The 5,802-nt window shown below is 68.3% G+C and carries 4 protein-coding genes; 1 reads left to right on the top strand and 3 read right to left on the bottom strand.

Translation table 11 applies throughout. The features are described from left to right. The 3 genes from NTX40_00570 to NTX40_00560 all read right to left on the bottom strand — a co-directional run. Nucleotides 1–370: hypothetical protein (locus NTX40_00570; protein ID MCX5647586.1), on the bottom strand; the 370-nt coding region annotated here is incomplete at its 3' end. A 635-nt stretch (nt 371–1,005) separates the two neighbouring features. Then, complete coding sequence (locus NTX40_00565) at nt 1,006–1,923, bottom strand: dihydrodipicolinate synthase family protein (protein MCX5647585.1); 918 nt, start codon at nt 1,921–1,923, stop codon at nt 1,006–1,008. Nucleotides 1,924–1,939: 16 nt separating this feature from the next. Beyond that, nucleotides 1,940–4,663 carry a sodium/solute symporter gene (locus NTX40_00560; GenBank protein ID MCX5647584.1) on the bottom strand — a complete coding sequence of 908 codons (2,724 nt, stop codon included), beginning with the start codon at nt 4,661–4,663 and terminating at the stop codon, nt 1,940–1,942. Nucleotides 4,664–5,128: 465 nt separating this feature from the next. Here NTX40_00560 and NTX40_00555 point away from each other — a divergent pair. Beyond that, nucleotides 5,129–5,802: aldo/keto reductase (locus tag NTX40_00555; protein ID MCX5647583.1), on the top strand; the 674-nt coding region annotated here is incomplete at its 3' end.

The following is a 5,802-nucleotide window of genomic DNA, read 5'->3' as shown; positions in this document are numbered from 1 at the left end:
CACGGACCAGAAATCGGTGGACTGGCAGTTTACGACCGACACGGCCAGAATCATACTCAAGCGATTGTATCCACAAATACAAATGACGTGAGGTACTAGTGCCGACCCAGGGGGCGACCTGGGCATCGATGTTCACGGTGGAAGTGTCATCGCTGCCGAAGTTCAGTTTAATCGCGGTGTTAGCCGGCCTGGGATCGCCGGTTTGCCAACCGGTGTGGCCAATGTTCTCCCAATTGGCCATGTCGCTCCAATTCACGCCGTCCCCGTAGCCAGTCCACGTGGCATCGGCGCCCATTGCCGGGGTCGCGCCGCCAGCCAGACCCAACACCGCGCACGCCAACAACGCTACTGCCAGTCCTAACGTTCTCATGTTCCTGCTCCTTCCGCCCTCTGAGGGGCTTTTGCGGGTCCGCCTTTGGCGAGACCCTGGGAAATGAACATCTACCTGCCCATTAACCTTTTGTGCATTCGCCTCTGCTACCGACATGACCTTCGTTTTTCTCCTCAGGCCGCACCGTGCGGCTGCCGCACCCCTAACCAGGAGTAATATACCACAGATTTCTGAAAAGTCAAATCGGAAAATTGGGGAAGGTGGGTAAGTGCTTGTAAATAAAGGACTTACGGAGGAAGATTTTTTCGGATTTTCCCCCTGGCACGGCCCCCCTGGCACGGCCACAAGCCGTGCCGGGGCCGGCGGTTTTTCCCTCGTCGAGAGCCTCTCGTTCGACCCGTCCCGGCGCGGCGGCTAAATGTGGCGCGCGGGTGAACGGCACAATACGCGGCGGGCAAGCCCGCCGGCTAAATGTGGCGCGCGCGGGGGCGGGGGGTGAACGGCACAATACGCGGCGGGCCCCGAAGGGGTCCAACATGGACAGGGACAAGCCCGCCGGCTAAATGTGACGGCGGGCGGCTAAATGTGGCGCGCGGGTGAACGGCACAATACGCGGCGGGCAAGCCCGCCGGCTAAATGTGACGGCGCGCGGCTAAATGTGACGGCGCGCGGCCTCAGCGATTGCGGAACGCGTCGAACCCCAGCCGGTCCAGCCCCTGGCGCACCGCCTCGGCCTCGTCGGGCGTCAGCGGCCGAAGCGGCGGGCGGACCGGGCCGCAGTCCACGCCGACCATCTTCATGACCGCCTTGGCGGCCGGAAGATACGATACGCTCGACTCGTACAGCAGGCGGATCATCCGGCGCGAGGTCGCCTGAAGACGGCGGGCCGCCGGAAGGTCGCCCGAGTCGAACGCCTCGATGAGGCGGGCGTACAGGGGCGCCGCGAAGTTGAACGAACTGCCGACGGCCCCGCGTGCCCCGAGCGCCAAGCCGGCCAGGAGCGACTCGTCGCGGCCGTAGAGAAGGTCGAACCGCCCGCCCGCCGCCTCCCGGGCCAGGCCGAAGTCGTGCAGGTCTTCCCATGTGTACTTGATGCCGGCCAGGGTCGGGATGCGGTCGGCCGCCGCCTCCAGGAACCCGACCATCGGCATCGCGACGCCCGTCATGGCAGGAATGTGATAGTAGTAGAAGGGGAGGTTGGCGGCCGCGGCGGCCACCCCGGCGCAGAACACCACGAGGTCCTCGACCGTCCGCGGTCGGAAGAAGCACGGGCCCATGGCGGCTATGGCCGAGACCCCCAGCCCGGCGGCGTGGCGTGCCAGCGCCCGTGCGTCTTCGATGCTCGTGTGCCCGACGTGGATGACGAGGCGGAACCCGTCGGGGGCGGTCTCGGCCCATCGCTCCGCGAGGCGCATCCGCTCGGCGACGGTCAGCGAGAGGCCCTCGCCCGTCGTGCCGCAAACGAACGCCCCAACTGCGCCGCTCCGCGCCAGCAGCGCCCCGTAGTCTGCGACGGCGTCGAGGTTGACGCCCCCGTCTGCCGTCATCGGTGTGAACGATGCCGCGAGGAGTCCTTCGATGCGTTCGGCCATGGGCGATTCTCCGTAGTCAGTCGCCGCGGCGGCGGAGCGTGTAAAGGGTCAGGCCCTCCAGCGGTTTCCGCCGGCCGGGAATCACAAGGCTCGCCAGGTATCCGATGACCACCGAGGAGCCGACGCCCGTGGCCGTGTAGAGGAGCAGGTGGAGCGGCGTCCATCGGCTGACGGCGTACTGGACGAAGCCGCTCGCGACCAGTCCGACCACCGCGCCGACGCCGTGCGCCCTGCGGCTGAAGATGCCCAGCAGGAACAGGCCGCCCAGCCCTCCGGCAAAGAGGCCGATGAACCGGCTCATCTGGTCCCACAGGCTCTTGATCTCCCAGCCCGCCATGACGAGGGCGAAGGCCGTGCCGGCCAGGCCGACGACCGTCGTCAGGACGCGGGCCACCTTCAGGCGCCGGGCGTCGGGCGCGCCGGGCCGGAACCGCCCGTAGAAGTCCGTCGTGAGGGCGGTGGCGACCGAGTTCATGCTCGAGTCCAGGGTCGACATCGCGGCCGCGAACACGCCGGCTATCAGGAGGCCCGGCATGCCCGTCGGCAGGCGCGTGACGATGTACCACGGGAAGATGGCGTCGGCGTCCTCGAGCGTCGGGTTCAGGAGATTCGGCTGTTTCAAATAGAATACATATAAGACGGTGCCGAGGGAGAAGAAGATGAGCGTGGCCGGCACCGTGAGGACGGCGTTCGTCCAGATGCCTCGGGCCGCCGACGCCTCGTCCCGCGTGGTCAGGTATCGCTGGAGGACCGCCTGGTCGCTGCCGTACGAGATGAAGTTGGCCGACAGGCCGCCCAGCAGGACGACCCAGAAGGTGGGCGTCGTCAGGTCGAAGCGGAAGTCGAAGGCGTGGAGTTTGCCGGCCTCGTGGGCCAGGCCGACCAGGCCGCCGGCGCCCTGCGGCAGGCCGACCACCATCAGCGCCAGGCAAGCGATCGCCCCGCCCAGGAGGACGAAGACCTGGAGGACGTCGGTCCAGATGACCGCCTCGATGCCGCCCAGCACCGTGTAGGCGATGGTCACGAGGCCCATCACCAGGATGCAGGCGCGCACGTCGAAGCCCGTGACGACGCCCAGGGCGATCGAGGGCAGAAACAACACGATCCCGATCCGCCCCAGGTGGAGCATCGTGAACATGGCGCTCCCGATGAGCCGGGCCGGCAGGTTGAACCGCCGCTCCAGGTACTCGTACGCGGACGTCACGTTCAGCCGGCGGAAGAACGGCAGGAGGGCGTAGATGATGACCGGGGCCATCAGCACGATGGCCACGTTCAGCCAAAGGTACCGCCAGTCGGTCGCGAACGTCTTGGCCGGGATCGCCATGAACGTGATGGCCGAGAGTTGCGTCCCGAAGATGCTGAAGCCCGCGGCCCACCAGGGCACCCGTCCGCCCGCTTTGAAGAAGTCGTCCGTTGTTTTCTCGCGGCCCGACAGGTACACGCCCATCGCCATCAGGGCCGCCATGTACACGCCCAGGATGGCGTAGTTGACTGCGCCGAAGGGCGTCGCCAGCGTCGGCGGTTCGCCCCGCCAAGCCTTATCGGTCCGCACGCCCGGCCGCACCTCGCCGCTCGGGATGACGATGCCTCCGCCCCACCGCACGGCCGCCGTCGTCACGGGACAGGGGGCCGGGAACGTGCCGAAGCGTGTCCATGTATCGGTGATCGTGTGATAGGCGAGGACGTCCCGGCCGAAGCCGGGGTAGGTCTCGAGCCTCCGCACCTTCTTTTCTCCGAGCGTCTGGGCCCGTGCGGCGTCGCCGGCCGCGGTGGCCGCGGCGATGGCGCGGTCCAGGTCCTCCAGTTCCAGGAAGAGCCGTCCGTCGTCCCCGCCGAAGACCAGGATGTGGTTCGCGCCGGAGGCGATCGCGGGCGCAGCCATGAGGCACTGCGGCGGCCCGCCGCCGGGCGTCACGTCGCCCAGGCGGGTCCACCGGCCGGTTCGCGGCTTGAACGCATAGGCGTCGGTCAGCACCTCGGTCGGCTTTCCGGGCGCCACGTTGCGGCCGCTCGCGAGGTAGAAGCCGTCGGCGGCGCCGTCGCTTTGTCCGGCGGCCACGGCCAGGATTCGCGGCGGGCCGGGCCAGGGGGCGAGTTCCTCCCATCCCCAGCCGGTCGGCGGCGTTGCGGAGGCCGAAGCCAGGCGCGACAGGTTCAGCCGCCAGACGTTCCGCGTGGCCCGGGCGTCCTGCAGGGTCTCCTGGCCGCCGGCCACGAAGATGGCATCGCCGACCTTCGCCGCCGCCATGAAGGCGAGCGGCCGGGGCAGGGCGGGCAGGGCCGCGAACGTGAGGCGCGAGCCGTCCCAACGGGCCAGCCAAACCTCGCGGAAGCACCGCTCGGCGTCGCAGCCGCCGATCAGCACGATGCCGTGTTCGGTGCCGACGCTGGCGCCGTACGCGGCCGGCCGCGGCAGCCGGAAGTCGTCCTGGGTCCGCCAGCGCAGGGGGGTGTCGCCCCGGTTCTCCAGGACGAAATACGCGTCGTGCCAGACCTTCCGGCCGCCTTGCCACGGCGGGGCGTCGGGGAAGTTCGCGCCGCCGGCCACGACCAGCACGCCGCGATGGACGCCGACGAACGGACCGGCGACGCCGGGCTGGAGGTCGCGGCCCGGTGCGGGGGGCAAGGGGGCCAGTTCCCGCCACGCCAGCAGGTCCGCCGGCGGCCAGGGATGCGCCGCGGCGGCGGCCGAGGCCATCGCCAGGACCAGGATCAAGAATGTCGCAAGCGTGCGGGGCATGGCGTCTCCAATCGTCTTCGGGCGAAGCCGCTCAGCCGAGGCGTGCACAGCCTACCGGTTCCGGCCGGGCGATGCAACGAAATGCCGGACGCCCTCGGTCTTAGTTTGTCCCCATGCGCCCGCCGCGTCCCTGTTCCCTTTGGACCCCTTTGGGGGCGAGGCGCGTGTCGTTCCTCGCCGCGCCGTGGCGGGGGTCCGCCATGGCGCGCGGGGGGGCGTGAACGGCACAATACGCGCCCAGTAAACTGGGCGGCTAAATGTGGCGGGGGTCCGCCACGGCGCGCGGGGGAAACTCCTGGCGTGGATTGGCTTGACGCGGGGGCGGAAAAGGGGTAGAATTCAGCGAGTCTGTGGCGCGGGAATGGTGTTGAAAGAGCAGGCCCCATTCAGGGGCGAGGCATCTTTCGGAGGGGGGCGGAGCAAGGCGAATCCCAGGGGTCGGCGAACGAGAAAGAGAGGTGGACGGTGGCAGACGGACGAATGACGCGGCGGGATTTTCTTCAGACGAGCGCCTCGGCGGCAGCGGCGGGGGGGCTGGCCATGGGGATCGGCGCCCTCGGCCCGAATGAGGCCCAGGCGGCCGGCGCGAGCGACGTCGCCAAGACGCGCAGTTACAATCCCGGGATGGAATACCGTCGGCTGGGGAAAACCGGCCTCTGGATCTCGGCGGTGTGCCTGGGCGGGCACTGGAAGCGGATCGACAAGGCCATCGGCCATACCGGCAAGGGCATTTTCGGCGGCGACTTCAAAGACCCGGACTTTCAGAAGAACCGCTACGACCTCGTCACCCGATGCACCGAGGTCGGAATGAACTATATCGACGCGTGTACCATCGAAGAGGTCCGGGCATATAGCAAGGCGCTCCAGGGCCGCCGCGAGGCGATGTATCTGGGATGCTCGTGGTACGAGAACGAGTTGCGCAACAAGGGTTGCCGCACGGCCGAGGGCCTGCTCGGAACGCTGGACAAGGGGATGAAAGAAGCGGGACTGGAGTACGTGGACCTGTGGCGGATCACGATGCACGAGCGAAGCGGCCAACACACCGAGGCCGAGGTCCAGGAGATGATGAAGGCGCTGGAGACGGCGAAGAAGCAGGGCAAGGCGCGGTTCACGGGCTTTTCGTCGCACGATCGCCCGCA

It is taken from the genome of Planctomycetota bacterium (assembly GCA_026387035.1).
Lineage (GTDB): Bacteria > Planctomycetota > Phycisphaerae > FEN-1346 > FEN-1346 > JAPLMM01.
Note: the sequence above shows the minus strand (reverse complement) of the source record. Positions and strands in the feature narration are given on the sequence as shown.